Below are 13,748 nucleotides of genomic sequence, written 5' to 3' on the forward strand. Positions count from 1 at the left end.
TCGGGCGGCCCGACAGAACGGCGTAGGGCGGGCCGATGAAAGCGCCGTGGAGCCAAGATCCGGGGTCGGCGGATGTTAGGGGGTGCTGTGTGGCTCTGAACGAGCCGGTTCGCGCCAGCCTGGCCGCTGTGGGCCGGCGCGAACGGTGGTGGGGGCGTTGACACGTTGATACTCACGTGATCGGCGTGTTTGTGCTGTTCAGTGCCGGTGTCAGGCTGTCAACGCCCGGTGTTGACAGGCGTTGACAGCGCTGACACCTGGCGACGGCTAGCGGGGTGACGGAACGTGACCAGTTCGGCCAGTGAGAGCGCCAGTCGGCTCAGTCAGGCCAGTCGGCTCAGCTTTCGTGAGGTGAGCTGACTGCGCCGACTGTGAGCTGACTGGCAGCGTCGGTGACGGTCCGTCACCGGGGTTGAGTTGCCAGATCGACCGGGACGGGAAGCCGGCGCGGGTGGTGGTGACGCGGGCGCGGGTGCGGGCGCGCTTGAGCGTCGCTTCGGCGAAGCCGGCGGCGCGGGCGGCCTTGAGCACGTCTTCGCGGGCAGCCTCGCCGCCCTGGGCAATGAGGTAGTCGGCCAGCCAGGCGGCGCACTCGTCTCGTTCAGGGCGGTCCTCGCGGTCGCCGCCGGCCGCGCCGTCGCCGAGGATGTCCGATACCGACCGGTCGGACTCTCCGGTGACGGTGAGCTTCCCGACGTAGGCCGGTCCCTCGTCGGTGGGGATCTCCACCGACTCGACGACGTACCGCAGCGAGGGCAGGTCGAGGCGGCCGAGGTTGTTCTTCGCCTGGCTCATGACGCACGAGCCGTCGCCGGCCTCGTCGTCGCGGGCGATGGCGATGACCGCTCGCGCGACGGCAGAGAACACCCGCGACCCGGTGATGAGGTTGAGCGCGTCGGCGCTGGCCGACTTGTTGAAGTGCGCCAGGCCGACCACCGCGCACCCGGTGCGGTCGGCCATGTTCACCAGCGGCTCAAGCGCGGTCCGTAGGTCGCGGTCCCGGTGCGTGTCGATCGAGCTGTGGATCAGGGACAGCAGCGGGTCGGCGGCCAGCAGTGCCACGCCGAGACGGGTGATCTCCCGGCCGAGAGCCAAGCAGTCGCGCGGCAGGGTGAGCGCGTCGAACCCGCCGTCGTGCTGCACGTCGACCCGGTACACCAGGTCCAGGTCGGCACCAGCGGCGAACAGGCGCGGGCCGATGGTATGCGACCACGAGTCTTCGGTGGCCGCGTAGATGACCGGGCGCGGGGTGCCGTAGTGCCGGCCCGGCAGAACGCCCCGGGTGATCTGCGCGGTGAGCCACGCCAGGGTGAGAGACTTGCCGATGCCCTCCCGGCCGGGAATCACCGTGAGCGCACCGGACGGAATGCGGTCGGTCCACGTCCACGCGACCGGCTTCATCTTGATCTGAGAGGCCGGGGTCAGCAGGATGCGGCGGGCAGACGCGGCGGGCTCACCCTGATCCGCGCCGGCCGTTTCGTAAACCGGTTCGCCATCCGGGCCGGACCCAGCGGCAACGCCGTCCAGACCGTCCGGCGCGGAAGGCATCTCCGGGTCAGACCGGCTGAAACACAGCGCAGCGGGATCAGGTCCGCCCGTCGCGGCGCTGCGGGGTGTTTCAGCCGGTTGTGGTGGTCGGACACCCGGGTTCGAAGATCGGCCGGCGTGGTCGGTGGTGGTGGTGAGTCCGCCGTCAGGCGGTCCCTTCTGCCGTTGCTCGTGGCGGTCACAGCGTGACTCCCGTTCGTCGGGTAGAGGGTGGGATCGGTGCTGGTCGGACCCGGGTCCGTGACGCCGGCCCCGAGCGTGACTGGTTGCCAATTTGATCTCGTGACGCTTGCCGCCTGGCGGGTTCCGTCACCCGCCCGCGGGCGTTGCGTCACCGGGTGGCGGCAACCGGGGTTGTCAGGCGCGACACCAACTCGGCCAGGCGGGCGACCTCGGCGCGCAGCGACGCCATCTCGGCGGTCACCGTGCCCGGCTTCGGCGCGGCGACCGGCATCGGGCCGTCGTCCGGCGGCAGGTCAAACACCTCGGTCAGCAGGCCGTAGTAGAACGAGGTTGGGCGGCTGTGCCCGTTCTCCCACCGGCTGAGCTGCTTCTTCACCGACTCTTCGGCCGGCAGGTCCACGCCCTGGCGGCGGGCCGCCGCCGCCAAGCGCCGCAGCACGTCACGCTGCGACCAACCACGCTCAAACCCCAGTCGCTTCCACCGGGTCTCCATCACGCCGCCACCGCGTACGCGACAGGCTCTTCCGCACGGCGCGGCAGCACCCGATCGGCCAACTCAATCAGGCCGTCTCGGGACACCTCCACCACGCCGTTCATGCAGTTGTTGCAGCGACCGAAGCTGAACCCGTCGCACACCGGGCAGGGGGCCCACAGCGACGCCGCGTGCGCCTCGATGCACTTCGACGACCGGCACCAGCGCGTCTCGCAGTACAGGCACACCCCCGCCGGGTTCAGCCGTGCTGGCCGGTACTGGACCGCCAGCCCCGCGAACGCGCGGCTGTCCATCGTTGGCGCTACCGAGATATACCCTTGACCTGCATCTTCGTACTCCTTTCGCTGGGAGAGCCGTTGATGTGCCGGCCTCGGCGGGGGTAGGAGCCCGCCGGGGCCAACTTCCGAGGCCAATTACTAACTCAGCTAGCGCGCCCTCAACCCGGAAATTACTAGCTCAACTAGCACTTCGTCGACCCATCGCGTCAACGGAAGTCGCCCGGCGCTCCCGACCCGTCTTGGCCTCCACATTGGTCGGTCATGGGGCGGGCGACGAGTGTCATCGGTAGGGACAGGCCGTTGTCCCCTTCCCTGTCACCGCACCGGCGACGCGATACTGGCCGCATGGGGAGCGACGGCACGCACGGCGACGACAGGCCGGCATGGGCGCGGCGGATGCGGGCAGAGCGACAGGCGCGAGGCTGGTCCCAGATGGACGCCGTTCGAGCATTGGAGAGCCACGCCGACAAGAGGATTCCTTCTGCCTCAAGCTTGCTCAGGAATTGGAAGCGATGGGAAGCGGGCGAGGTCGAGCCTGACGACTTTTACAAGCCGCTCATTGCAAAGACATTCGGAACTGTCAGCGCGGCATTCTTCCCCGAGTCACCGAAGCGGAGATTCGGAACTGCTAAGCGGTGTCGGTATGAACACCCTTGAGCTGGTGTCTCGGCTGCGCACTTCCGACGCATCTCCCGCAACCTTGGAGGCTTTGCGCATTACTGCCGATCGCCTCTGTTCCGAATATCCGTACATGAGCCCGGAACAGCTCGCTATCGAGGGCCACGCGTGGCTGAGGCGAATTTGCAGCCTTTTGGACCGTCGCCTAACCCTGTCCCAACATCAGGAAGTTCTCTCACTGGCAGGAACGGTATCCCTGCTGATCGGCTGCGTGGAATACGACATGGGCCGCCGGCATGAGGCGAGGGCTACACAACGGGCGGCGCTCTCCCTAGGCGAGGTAGCCGGCGACGCCGACGTGATGGGGTGGGCGCACGAAATGGCGGCATGGTTCGCCATTACGCAGGGGGATTACCGGGGAGTGATTGCCGCAGCCAACGCGGGCGAGTTCGTCGCTGGTCACAGGAGCGTGACCGTCCAGCTTGCAGCACAGAAGGCGAAGGCTTGGGCACGTATTGGCGACCGCCGCGAGATGGAAAAGGCCCTAGACCAGGGCCGGGCAATCTTGGAAACCCTGCCCTACCCGGAAGACGTTGACCATCACTTCGTAGTCGATCCGTCAAAGTTCGACCTTTACGCGATGGACTGCTACAGACTGTTTGGCGACAACGAGCGGGCACGGGTCTATGCCGAGGAGGTAATACGGTCTTCAACTGACATGGACGGCACGCCGCGCAAGCCCATGAGAATTGCGGAGGCGGAAATCACTCTCGGCGTAGTGGCCGCCCGTGAAGGCGACGTTGAGCAAGCCGTATCCCTCGGTCAGCGCGCGATATCGGGTGAACGGAAGTCTCTTCCTTCGCTGCTCATGGTTTCGGGCGAACTGCGCCGAGTTCTTGCCGACAAATACCCGTCAGAACAACAGGCCGCCGCCTTCCTTGAAGAGCTTCAAGCGCTCGGACGCTGAGCGGTTAATCACCCGGCGGTAGTTCTCAGGCGTCTGACGCAGGCAGTCGAAGTCGCATGGCAGGATTGGCTGTGCGGACGAAGCCAAGCCAGCGGTAGAGTGACTCGCCGTTCGGAAAAAGTGGCAGCGGAGAGAGTCGTAGCCCGAGCTACTGGCGACACGGCTGAGCGGATTTTGGCGTGGAGCCAAACTGAGAAATTCCGTTCGCTGGCTTATTCTTCGACACGAGCGCTACTGGGGCAAGACGCCGCTAGCGTGGTCCTCGTCGAGCTGCAGCTCTGGGCGCAGGCAGCAACGGATGATTACCACAAGGGAATCGGGGCTCAAGACTGTAAACTCTCCAGCCGCCAGCAATGCGCTTTGTTCTATGCAAAAGCGCCACATCTGCAACCCATTGAGGGCGCATTCAGTGCCACACGTAACTGACCTGCGGCGGCGTCGCTGCTCATGCAAAGTGTCGAGTTCGGTTTGAACGGCACGCAATGCTGGCCGGGCCGTCAAGAGCGGCCCGACCAGCATCGCTTGAATTTGTCAGGGCACTAGGCGTGCTTTGCCACTAGGGCCCACCGGCCATTGACGTAGTGGCAGCTAGCATCCGTCCAGTCGTCCAACGGGTTGAAGTTGTAAGCGATTGCCATGTTGTTGCAATCGTTACCATTGTTCCAATACGAAACCGTCATGTATGCCCCGTGGTCAGCCATGGCGGGAGTTGCTGCCACAGCCAAACCCCCGAATGCCATTGCGGTAACGGTCAGACCCCTAAGGGTCGATTTCCGCAAGTCTCGCATTATTTTCTCCTCCCGCTGTCGGACCCTTGAAGCATAACGAGGATCATGCCTTTCATCAATGCGCATCGCGCCTTGAATGTTTTTCCCAAGTATGCTAAATGGCACACTTCCCACAGATTCTCTTCGACCGCGCCGCCTACTGAGTTAGAGGCAGCCAGCAGAAAGGCGTGAGCTGCCGCGATAGGCGTGAGCTCGCGGCCCCCTGCCTCGGCGGCCGGCAGCGCGAGCAGCCGGCACGTCCAACTCACGTCCGCAGGACGGGGCAGGACAGGTGTCTAAGCGGCCTGGCGGCAAATGGCCGACACGGGAGGGACCAATCGCCGGCATCTTGCCTGCTCAGAGGCTTGCAACGGTTGGTCTTGGAAACCGGGAGGCAGCGATGTCCTTCGTGAGTTCGAATCCCACACCCTCCGCTCCCGAGCAACCAAACGCCTCCTAGCTCCTCTTGGAGCCAGAGCGGCCCCCGACGCCGGGACGGGGACGGGCGGCGTGCCATTCGATGATCCGTGCTGGTCGCCACATGTGCGTACGCCCAACCGTCATGTCAGGAGCGGGCATCTGCTCACGCTTCCGGTACGTCACCACCGTTGCCACCTGAACCCCGATGTAGGCAGCAACGTCGGAGGTGATCCACCACTCGGCTTGCGGGTCGGGTCCAGTCGTCACGTCGTCACTCTCTCCGACGCCGCCTGGTACGTGCAGTCGGCAGAGTCAGCAGGAAGTCAGCACGCCAAACGACAGCGAACGACAGCCGTTGACGTGGAACGGCGCGCAGCCTGCACTACGCCGCAGCCGGCAACAACCGTTGGCACCCTCTAGCGAGTCGTACGGGCGTTCGGGACGAAGAGGTCGTCGGTTCGAATCCGGCCACCCCGACCAGAGGTAACAGCAGGTCAAGGCCCCTCCACCGGAGGGGCCTTGATTCGTTTCCGGCGATCAGTGCTCTCGCAGGGCCGTGAAAGACGTGATGTGCTTACGGTCGTGGGCGACCACGTTCTGGTCGATGCCAGCGGCGATAAACAGGATCAGATGCTGTCGACCGGAGAATACCGAGCAACCCGCGACGCTTTGCAGGGCAGCGGTCCGATCCCGCCTCGGGTCAGATTGGGTGGCGCGCTGCTCTCTCGACTTCTTGTAGGACCAGTCCGAGGGTCTGTGAGCGGCGGTCTGCTGGCAGTGTCGCCCAGGCTCGTCGGGCGTAGGCGAGTCCTCCGGACCGGTCTCCGGACTTGGTCATCATGAGGGCGCGATGCAACTCGATGTGGGTGGCGAACCGGGTCAGTGATGCCGGCCGGAGCCGGTCGGCGTCGGCTTGGGCCTGCTCACCGGGGCCGGTCATGCCAAGTCGGGCGTAGAGCATCGACCGGAAGGTGGCCATTCGCCAGGCGGGTACGGCGGCGTCGGAGATCTCCCCGTCTGGTGAGGCAGCTAGGTCGAAAATCCGTCGTGCGTCCTCGTCGGCCGTGATTGCTCCGCCGATATCGCCTCGCCCGGCGGCGACGTGTGCGCGGGCCATCAGTGCCTGGAGGCGTCCGAGGGACGGCCGGTCGGACAGGGCGATGGCTTCGTCGGCGTACCGCTTGGCGACGGGCAGAGCTGCACCCTCGTAGGCCAGGGCGATGGCGGCCCGGCCGCGTACCCAGACCCGGACGGCCAGGTCGTCGGAACGGTCGGCGGCGATCCGGGCGGTATCGTACCAGCCGATCGCCTCGGTCGGGTCCTTGGTGGTCTTGCCGTAGGTCGTGAGGGCGCGGGCGGCAGTCGCCCACATCGCCGGGGAGTCGAGCTGCTGTTGCAGGACGACGAGGTCACCGGCGAGCTGGACCTGGAGGGAGTCGGCGCCGATCTCCATGTAGTCGCGGCCGTACTGGTCGACCCGGTCGCGCCAGCGGTCCTCGCTGTCCCGCTTGCCGGTCAGCGCTGCGGTGAAGCCGGATCGGATCAGCTCGTTGGCGGCGATCGGGCCGATGGTCGCGGCTTTGAGCAGGTGTCTGCGTCGCACGTCCGGGTCTCCCAACGCTCGCGCGTAGGCGAGCACGATGTCCGGTGTCGCGGTTCGGCGTCCCGCCTCGACGTTGCTCAGGTGCGATGCCGAGTAGCAGGTACGGGCCGCGATGGAGGCCAGCGTCACGCCGGCCTCGGTACGAGCCTGCCTCAGTTCTGCGCCGAGGTCATCCACCGGAGCCCCCGTGAAAGGTCTTGAAAGCATCGAGACGCTTCCGAGCGTAATCGTGGGGTCACCAAAGTAGATCCCAGACGCGGCAAGCGCTGCCAGGCGAGAACCCGGCCTTCGTTGCGTCGCCAACTCGGGTGCGGCGGTGTCGTTAATGCGAGAGCAGCGTCGCCGCGCCCCTACCAGCGGAGGCGGGATGAGCGACGAAGCTCCGGACCAGGCCAGAGGCGAGCAGATCCAGCAGGCGGAACGTGAGGCGGCCAAGCAGCGCCTTCTCGCGCAGGCGGAGGCCGAACGGATACCGGCCGAGGAGATCGCCCGTGCTCTGCCCGACCGGCGGTGGCGGCGTGGACAGCAGTGAGCGGCTGCCGATCGGGCGGCGGGTGGCGTACTGGCGGGGGCGGCGGAAGTTGTCGCAGCAGGTGTTCGCCGACCGGCTGGGCAAGTCGAAGAGCTGGGTGGACAAGGTCGAGCGGGGTGTCCGCGCCCTCGACAGGGTGTCGACCCTCCAGGACATCGCCGCCGTGCTGCGGATCGACACGGCCATGCTGCTCGGTCGGGGCGTCCAGCCCGCTGAGGTGACCGAACGCGCCGAGGGTGTGGAGCGGATCCGGGCGGCCCTGTCCACGTACGAGATCGCATTGGGACGCCCGGCGGCCCGCCGCCCGGTCCTGCCCGCTGACCGGGTGGCCCGGGATGTCGCGCACGTGTGGACCACCTTCCAGCACGCCCGCTACCCGCAGGTGATCCACCTGCTGCCGGACCTGCTGGTCGACGCGCAGCGCACCCACGCCGACGATCCCGCTGCGGCCCGGGTGCCTCTGGTGGAGGCCGGATCACGGCCGCGCTGCTGGTCAAGCTCGGCGAGGTCGACCTGGCGTGGCTGGCCGCCGATCGGGCCATGATCGCCGCGACCGGTGACCGGTTCCTCATCGCCGCCGCGGCGGTGCAGCTCGGTCAGGTCCTGCGGGCGTCGGGGCGGGCACGGGTGGCGAAGCCGGCGATGGTGGCTGCCGCGTACCGGATCGCCCCGCCCGTGGTCGAGTCCGGCACCGCCGCCGAGCTGTCCCTGTGCGGAACGCTGCTCGTGCAGGCGGCTCTGGCGGCAGCCGCCTACGGGCACGAGTCCGCCGTTGCCAGGCTGCTGGACGAGGCCACCGACATGGCTGTCCGCGTGGGGGACGGAGACGACCACCACCGGACCGGATTCGGGGCGACGGCGGTGGACCTGGCCAGGGCCACCGCAGCGGTCGAACTCGGGAACGCCCGCGACGCGGTGGCCTGGCACGAGAAGACCATCCGGCGGGACGGCTGGCTGTGGCTGCCCGCCGAACACCGCGCCGCCCACCTGGTCGACGCGGCCCGCGCGTACCTGGGCGCGGACGATCCGGCCAACGCCGCTCGGGCCCTGCTGGAGGCCGAACGCACCGCACCGGCCGAGATCCGGCATCGACCGGCGGCCCGGGGCGTGCTGGCCCAGGTGACCCGCGCTCCGCACGCCTCGGCGACGCTCACGCAGCTCGCCGTCACCCTCGGGCTGGGCTGAACGATCCTGTCCCGGGCTGGCCCGTAGCGCGCGTGCCGTCGCTCCGAAGGCTGGCAGGTCCCGGGTGGGCGAGGGCTCAGGCGGCTGCGGCGGGCTTCCTGGTGGCGTCGGCCGGGGCGTCGCCGGGAGTGGGGCGGCAAGTCAGGACCTGGGGGCCGGCGGCCGTGATGGCGACCGTGTGCTCGGAGTGGGCGGTACGGGAGCCGTCGGCGGAGCGGATCGTCCAGCCGTCCCCGTCGAACTTGATCTTGTCCGTGGAGCGGCAGAACCAGGGCTCGATGGCGAGGGTGAGGCCGGGGTCGAGTCTCAGGCCGCGCCGGGGGCGGCCGTCGTTGGAGACGTGCGGGGCCTCGTGCATGGTGCGGCCGATGCCGTGGCCGCCGAACTCGGCGTTGACGCCGTAGCCGTAGGAGCGGGCGACCTCACCGATCGCGGCGGAGATGTCGCCGAGGCGACCGTCGGGCTGGGCTGCGGCGATGGCGGCCTCCAGCGCGACCTCGGTGGCCTCGATCAGCTTCAGGTCGGCCGGGTCGGGGGTGCCGACGACGACGGAGAGCGCGGAGTCGGCGACCCAGCCGTCGATGCTGACCGCCATGTCGATGCTGAGCAGGTCACCGTCGCGCAGGACGTAGTCGTGCGGCAGGCCGTGCAGCACCGCGTCGTTGACCGACAGGCACAGCACGTTGCGGAACGGGCCACGACCGAACGACGGGGCGTAGTCCCAGTAGCAGGATTCGGCGCCGCGTTCGGCGATCCGGCGACGGGCGTGGTGTTCGAGGTCCATCAGGTTGACCCCGACCGCGGCGACACCGCTCAGCTCGGCGAGCAGTTCGCCGACGAACTGCCCGGTCACCGCCATCCGGCCGATCTCCTCGGCGGACTTGAGCTCGATCACGACAGCCTCCCTCTCCCGCGCGGTATTTTTATACCGGTATTTTTATACCACGCCAGGTCGGGGCGCTCAGGAGGGATATCCTGCTGCCATGGTTCGCCAACCACTCACCGCCGAACAGATCGCCGCGGGCCAGCGCCTCGGAGCCGCCCTCCGGGCCGCGCGGGCCAACCGCAGCCTCGTCGAGGTGGCCCTGGCAGCCGGCATCTCCCCCGAGACACTGCGCAAGATCGAGGCGGGCCGCCTGCCCGCACCGGCGTTCGGCACCGTCGTCTGCCTCAGCCAGGCCCTCGACGTCCCCCTCGCCGACCTGGCCGACGTCTGGCTGGCCGATCTGCCCGTCCGCCAGGCGTCCTAGACACCAGCCCTCAGTAGCCGGTCAGTCCTGCCGTTCGGTGCGGGCGATCTCGGTGAACGCCGCCGTCAGATATCCGTCGACGGGCCGGCCGGTGGCGGCGAGCAGGTCGGCGACGAGCAGCGGCGCGTGCCGCGCCACGGCGGGCGGGTCGGGCGGCGACTCGTCGCCGTCCGGGTCGTAGACGCCGAGGGCACCCGCCAGCAGGACGAGCACCACGTGCGGGTCCACGTCGGACCGCCACTGCGCGGCGTCGCGTACGCAACCTTCGAGCACCTGACGGACGTCGTCGCCGTCCAGGCCGTCGGGGTGGGTCTCCTCCAACAGCAGGCGGACCACCGCGCCGAGCACCAGGCCGGACCATTCGGCCGCCGCGAGCCGGGCCACCGCGACGTCGTACGCCTCGGGCGCGCGCTCGCGTGCGGCGGCGACCGCGTCGGTGGTGGCGGTGGCGATCTCGCGGGCCGGTGCGGGCAGGTGCCGCCAGGTGGTGGTCATCGCGACCAGGATCGCAGAAGGGTACGACGCCCCGCCGCCGCGCCCGGGGTGTGACCCCACGCACACGGCGGCCGGAAAACTCGACGGCAAAAGGCCTCGCGCCGCGTCACACCCACGACACAGAATCGGGGGATGCTCAGTCGCGCCCTGCCCCGCCGTCCCGAAGCCCGGCGGATGCTCGTCGGCACGCTGTTGTCGGCGATCGGGCGCGGCCTCACCCTGCCGTTCCTGTTCATCTACCTGACCGACGTGCGGGGCCTCACCGACACCCGGGCCGGCCTGGTCATCGGCTGGTACGGCGTGATCACCCTGGCGCTGTCGCCGATCGGCGGCACCCTCATCGACCGGTTCGGCGCGCGCCGGATCCTGCTGTCGGGCCTGCTGATCGAGGCGGTCGGCACCGGTTCGCTGGCGCTGGTCGACTCGACGCCCTCGGCGTTCGGGGTGATGACGCTGGTCGCGATGGGCAGCTCCGTCATCTGGCCCGGGCAGAACACGATCCTCGCCTCGATCACCGACGCCGACGAGCGGCAACGGGTGTTCGGGCTGAACTTCGCCCTGCTCAACCTCGGTATCGGCGTCGGCGGCCTGACCTCCGGCGCGATCGTCGACACCGCCCGCGCGGTCACCTTCCAGGCGATCTACGTGCTCGACGCGATCAGCTACCTGATGCCCGCGCTGATCCTGCTGACCCTGCCGCACGTGGGCCGCCGGCTCGCCGCCGGGCCCGCCGGGGAGCAGAGGTCGGCCGGCGGCTACCTCACCGTGCTGCGCGACCGCCCGTTCCGGCGGCTCGTCATCTTCGGCCTGGTCCTGACCACCTGCGGCTACGCGCAGATCGAGGTCGGCTTCACCGCGTACGCCGTGCGGGTGGTCGAGGTGACGCCGCGCGTGGTCGCCTGGGCGCTGGCCGGCAACACGGTGATGATCGTGCTCTCCCAGTTGCTGGTCCTGCGGCGGATGGAGGGGCGCAGCCGGACGGGCGCGCTGGCGGTCGTCGGCGGGGTCTTCGCGTCCGCCTGGCTGGTGCTGGGGGCCGGGGGCGTGGTCGGCCCCGGCAACGCCCTGCTCGCCGCCCTCTGCGTCGTGGCCTGCTCGGCGGTCTTCGGCTTCGGCGAGACGCTGCTGTCGCCGGTCATGCCGGCGCTGACCAACGCCCTCGCCACGGACGAGCTGCGGGGCCGCTACAACGCCATGAGCTCGATGATCTTCGGCGTCAGCGGGGTGATCGGCCCGGTCACGGCGGGCCCGCTGATCGGGGCGGCCAACGGCCGGATCTGGGTCGTGGCGGTCGTCAGCGGCTGCCTGGTGGCCTCGCTCATCGCGCTCTCCCTGCGGCGGTTGCTCACGACCGCCCAGGACGGCCGCGCGCCGGCCACCCCGCCGGCCGCCGAGCCGGCCCCCGCCAAAGCCTGAGCGCCCCGGGGCGTCCCCGGAAGCGCCGCTGGGACACCGCCACCGCGTCGGCCCGCCCGGCCGCGGCACGGCTCCCTTCCCGGCGTGGCTCCCTTCCCGACGTCGACGGGCCCCGGAGCGGGTGCTCCGGGGCCCGTCGGTGCGTACCGCTGCCGTCAGGAGGCGGCAACCTCCGCCGTGGTGCGGATGCGGTCCAGCGTCGGCGCCGAGACCGGGGACTGCGCGGTCAGGTAGGCCACGAACGCGTCCAGGTCGATCATTCCGGTGACCGCGTTGGTGCCGCCCGTCAGGACGGTGAAGCCGTCGCCGCCGCCGGAGAGGAAGTTGTTCACCGTGATCCGGTACGTGGCGTCGGCGGTGACCGCCACCCCGCCGAGGGTGAGGCTGCCCCGGACGACCCGGGTGCCGGCACAGGCGTCGGCGACGGTGCCGGTGGTGCCGGCCGGGTCGACGACGTACCGGACGGTCGACGACGGGTAGAGCGTCCGGCCGGCGACGAACTGCTGCTCCAGCAGGCAGTAGAGCTGCGCGCCGGTGAGGTCGAGCGTCACGAGGTTGTTGGCGAACGGCTGCACCGTGAACGCCTCCTCGTAGGTGACCGGGCCGGCGTCGAGGTCGGCGCGTACGCCACCGGGGTTCATGAAGGCGGCGACCGCGCCCTGCTCGTCGTCGGTGGCGGCGAGTTGCGCGTCGGCGATCAGGTTGCCCAGCGGGGACTCACCCAGGTGCGTACCGAAGAGGGTCTCCTGGGTCTTCTTGATCTCTTCGGTGGTCTGGCCGACCTCGCGGCCGGCGACCGGGCCGAGCAGGGTCTTGTAGCGGTTGATCAGGTCGGTCTGCGCCCGGTCCGGGTCGAGGTCCCGGGTGACCACCACGTTCTCGGCCCGGGCGCTGATCACGTCGCCGGTGCGCCGGTCGATGGAGAGGTCGATGTCGGTGACCAGGCGGCCGAAGGAGCTGGCGCTGGTGACCAGCTTGCCGCCGATCTCGCAGTTGTACGCCTGGTGGGTGTGGCCGCTGACGACCACGTCGATCGACGGGTCCATCCGGTTGGCGATGTCCACGATGGGGCCGGAGATGCCCTTGCAGTCGTTGATGCCGCCGGTGGCGTCCTGGGTGCCGCCCTCGTGCAGCAGCACGACGATGGCCTCGACGCCCTGGCGACGCAGCTCGCGGGCGTAGCGGTTGGCGGTCTGCGCCTCGTCGGCGAAGGTCAGGCCGGCGACGCCCTGCTGGCTGACGATCCGCGGGGTGCCCTCCAGCGTCATGCCGATGAAGCCGACCTTGACGCCCTGCACCTTGTGGATCGCGTACGGGGCCAGCAGCGGCTGGCCGGTCGCGGTCTTGAACGCGTTCGCGGAGAGGTACTGGAAGCCGGCGCCCTTGTACGGGGTGCCGTCGGCGCAGCCGTCGACCGGGTGGCAGCCGCCGTTCTGGATCCGCAGCAGTTCGTCCGCGCCCTCGTCGAACTCGTGGTTGCCGACGCTGGCGTAGTCGAGCCCGGCCAGCGACAGCGCCTCGATCGCCGGCTCGTCGTGGAACGCGGCGGAGAGCAGCGGGGAGGCGCCGATCAGGTCGCCGGCCGCCACGGTGATGGTGTTCTGCTTCTTGGCGGCGCGCTCGCGCAGCGCGGCGAGCTGGGTGGCGAGGTACTCGACGCCACCGGCGGGCTGCCCGGCGATGCTGCCGCTGGAGCCGGAGGGCGGTTCGAGGTTGCCGTGGAAGTCGTTGAGGGCGAGCAGCTTGACGGCGACCGGCTTCGGGCCGGCGTCCGCCTGGTCGGGGGTGGTCGTGACCGCGCCGAAGGCGGCCACGGCGAGCACGGTCAGGCCGATGGCGGCCCGGCGCGTCCCGGAGATGGACATGGAACTCCTCGTGGGAAGCCGGCGCGGGCACCCGGGCGGCGGTTCACGCCGGGTCGGCCGCGCCGTCGGCAGGGTTCGGGTCGCGGTCGGCGGCGATGGGTGACCGCCGCCGGATCGCCGACAGCCTC

At 69.4% G+C, this 13,748-nt stretch carries 13 protein-coding genes; 6 read left to right on the forward strand and 7 right to left on the reverse strand.

The window, feature by feature from the left end; translation table 11 throughout:
* Positions 1 to 267: 267 nt before the first annotated feature.
* The 3 genes from ACGFIR_RS28520 to ACGFIR_RS28530 form a co-directional block, all read right to left on the reverse strand.
* Complete coding sequence (locus ACGFIR_RS28520) at positions 268 to 1,548, reverse strand: AAA family ATPase (RefSeq protein WP_393148277.1); 1,281 nt, start codon at positions 1,546 to 1,548, stop codon at positions 268 to 270.
* 331 nt (positions 1,549 to 1,879) lie between these two features.
* The gene (locus ACGFIR_RS28525; protein ID WP_393148279.1) at positions 1,880 to 2,227 is read right to left on the reverse strand and encodes a hypothetical protein; all 348 of its coding nucleotides are present in this window, start codon (positions 2,225 to 2,227) and stop codon (positions 1,880 to 1,882) included.
* Positions 2,224 to 2,517, reverse strand: coding sequence for a hypothetical protein (locus tag ACGFIR_RS28530; protein ID WP_393148281.1), 294 nt, complete (start codon positions 2,515 to 2,517; stop codon positions 2,224 to 2,226). The genes ACGFIR_RS28525 and ACGFIR_RS28530 overlap by 4 nt, the downstream gene beginning before the upstream one ends.
* A gap of 628 nt (positions 2,518 to 3,145) precedes the next feature.
* On the opposite strand from ACGFIR_RS28530, the gene ACGFIR_RS28535 reads away from it, so the two are divergent.
* Positions 3,146 to 4,087, forward strand: a complete 942-nt coding sequence (locus ACGFIR_RS28535) for an XRE family transcriptional regulator (protein ID WP_393148283.1) — start codon at positions 3,146 to 3,148, stop codon at positions 4,085 to 4,087.
* A gap of 1,887 nt (positions 4,088 to 5,974) precedes the next feature.
* Here the strand turns inward: ACGFIR_RS28535 and ACGFIR_RS28540 are convergent.
* On the reverse strand, positions 5,975 to 7,054 hold the full coding sequence (locus ACGFIR_RS28540) for a helix-turn-helix domain-containing protein (protein WP_393148367.1): 1,080 nt from the start codon (positions 7,052 to 7,054) through the stop codon (positions 5,975 to 5,977).
* Between the two features lie 190 nt (positions 7,055 to 7,244).
* On the opposite strand from ACGFIR_RS28540, the gene ACGFIR_RS28545 reads away from it, so the two are divergent.
* Genes ACGFIR_RS28545 through ACGFIR_RS28555 form a run of 3 tightly spaced genes read left to right on the forward strand, consistent with a single transcriptional unit; the run spans position 7,245 to position 8,594 of the window.
* Entirely contained in the window at positions 7,245 to 7,409 is a 165-nt protein-coding gene (locus tag ACGFIR_RS28545; protein WP_393148285.1) for a hypothetical protein, read from the forward strand.
* A complete protein-coding gene (locus ACGFIR_RS28550; protein WP_393148287.1) occupies positions 7,396 to 7,953 on the forward strand; it encodes a helix-turn-helix domain-containing protein in 558 nt (185 codons plus the stop codon). Before ACGFIR_RS28545 ends, ACGFIR_RS28550 begins: the two co-directional genes overlap by 14 nt.
* Positions 7,950 to 8,594, forward strand: coding sequence for a hypothetical protein (locus ACGFIR_RS28555; protein ID WP_393148289.1), 645 nt, complete (start codon positions 7,950 to 7,952; stop codon positions 8,592 to 8,594). The genes ACGFIR_RS28550 and ACGFIR_RS28555 overlap by 4 nt, the downstream gene beginning before the upstream one ends.
* A gap of 76 nt (positions 8,595 to 8,670) precedes the next feature.
* Here ACGFIR_RS28555 and map read toward each other — a convergent pair whose 3' ends face one another.
* Entirely contained in the window at positions 8,671 to 9,489 is an 819-nt protein-coding gene (gene map / locus ACGFIR_RS28560) for a type I methionyl aminopeptidase (protein ID WP_393148291.1), read from the reverse strand.
* 88 nt (positions 9,490 to 9,577) lie between these two features.
* Between map and ACGFIR_RS28565 the strand changes: the two genes are divergently transcribed.
* Positions 9,578 to 9,844 (forward strand): helix-turn-helix domain-containing protein, encoded by a 267-nt coding sequence (locus ACGFIR_RS28565; protein ID WP_392997907.1) that lies wholly within the window; start codon positions 9,578 to 9,580, stop codon positions 9,842 to 9,844.
* A 21-nt stretch (positions 9,845 to 9,865) separates the two neighbouring features.
* Here the strand turns inward: ACGFIR_RS28565 and ACGFIR_RS28570 are convergent, their stop codons facing one another.
* Positions 9,866 to 10,339, reverse strand: a complete 474-nt coding sequence (locus ACGFIR_RS28570; RefSeq protein WP_392997906.1) for a hypothetical protein — start codon at positions 10,337 to 10,339, stop codon at positions 9,866 to 9,868.
* A gap of 132 nt (positions 10,340 to 10,471) precedes the next feature.
* Between ACGFIR_RS28570 and ACGFIR_RS28575 the strand changes: the two genes are divergently transcribed.
* Positions 10,472 to 11,755: an MFS transporter gene (locus ACGFIR_RS28575; protein WP_392997905.1), complete on the forward strand. Its 1,284-nt coding sequence runs from the start codon at positions 10,472 to 10,474 to the stop codon at positions 11,753 to 11,755.
* A gap of 155 nt (positions 11,756 to 11,910) precedes the next feature.
* Here ACGFIR_RS28575 and ACGFIR_RS28580 read toward each other — a convergent pair whose 3' ends face one another.
* On the reverse strand, positions 11,911 to 13,620 hold the full coding sequence (locus ACGFIR_RS28580; protein WP_393148293.1) for a bifunctional metallophosphatase/5'-nucleotidase: 1,710 nt from the start codon (positions 13,618 to 13,620) through the stop codon (positions 11,911 to 11,913).
* Positions 13,621 to 13,748: the final 128 nt, after the last annotated feature.

This window comes from Micromonospora sp. NPDC049051 (assembly GCF_043197575.1).
Taxonomy (GTDB): domain Bacteria; phylum Actinomycetota; class Actinomycetes; order Mycobacteriales; family Micromonosporaceae; genus Micromonospora.

Excerpts from the sequence above, each read along its gene's own strand:
- ACGFIR_RS28520 (WP_393148277.1), bottom strand. The coding sequence starts at position 1,548 with ATGCCTTCCGCGCCGGACGGTCTGGACGGCGTTGCCGCTGGGTCCGGC.
- ACGFIR_RS28530 (WP_393148281.1), bottom strand. The coding sequence starts at position 2,517 with ATGGACAGCCGCGCGTTCGCGGGGCTGGCGGTCCAGTACCGGCCAGCA.
- ACGFIR_RS28535 (WP_393148283.1), top strand. The coding sequence starts at position 3,146 with ATGAACACCCTTGAGCTGGTGTCTCGGCTGCGCACTTCCGACGCATCT.
- ACGFIR_RS28545 (WP_393148285.1), top strand. The coding sequence starts at position 7,245 with ATGAGCGACGAAGCTCCGGACCAGGCCAGAGGCGAGCAGATCCAGCAG.
- ACGFIR_RS28555 (WP_393148289.1), top strand. The coding sequence starts at position 7,950 with ATGATCGCCGCGACCGGTGACCGGTTCCTCATCGCCGCCGCGGCGGTG.
- ACGFIR_RS28565 (WP_392997907.1), top strand. The coding sequence starts at position 9,578 with ATGGTTCGCCAACCACTCACCGCCGAACAGATCGCCGCGGGCCAGCGC.
- ACGFIR_RS28570 (WP_392997906.1), bottom strand. The coding sequence starts at position 10,339 with ATGACCACCACCTGGCGGCACCTGCCCGCACCGGCCCGCGAGATCGCC.
- ACGFIR_RS28575 (WP_392997905.1), top strand. The coding sequence starts at position 10,472 with ATGCTCAGTCGCGCCCTGCCCCGCCGTCCCGAAGCCCGGCGGATGCTC.
- ACGFIR_RS28580 (WP_393148293.1), bottom strand. The coding sequence starts at position 13,620 with ATGTCCATCTCCGGGACGCGCCGGGCCGCCATCGGCCTGACCGTGCTC.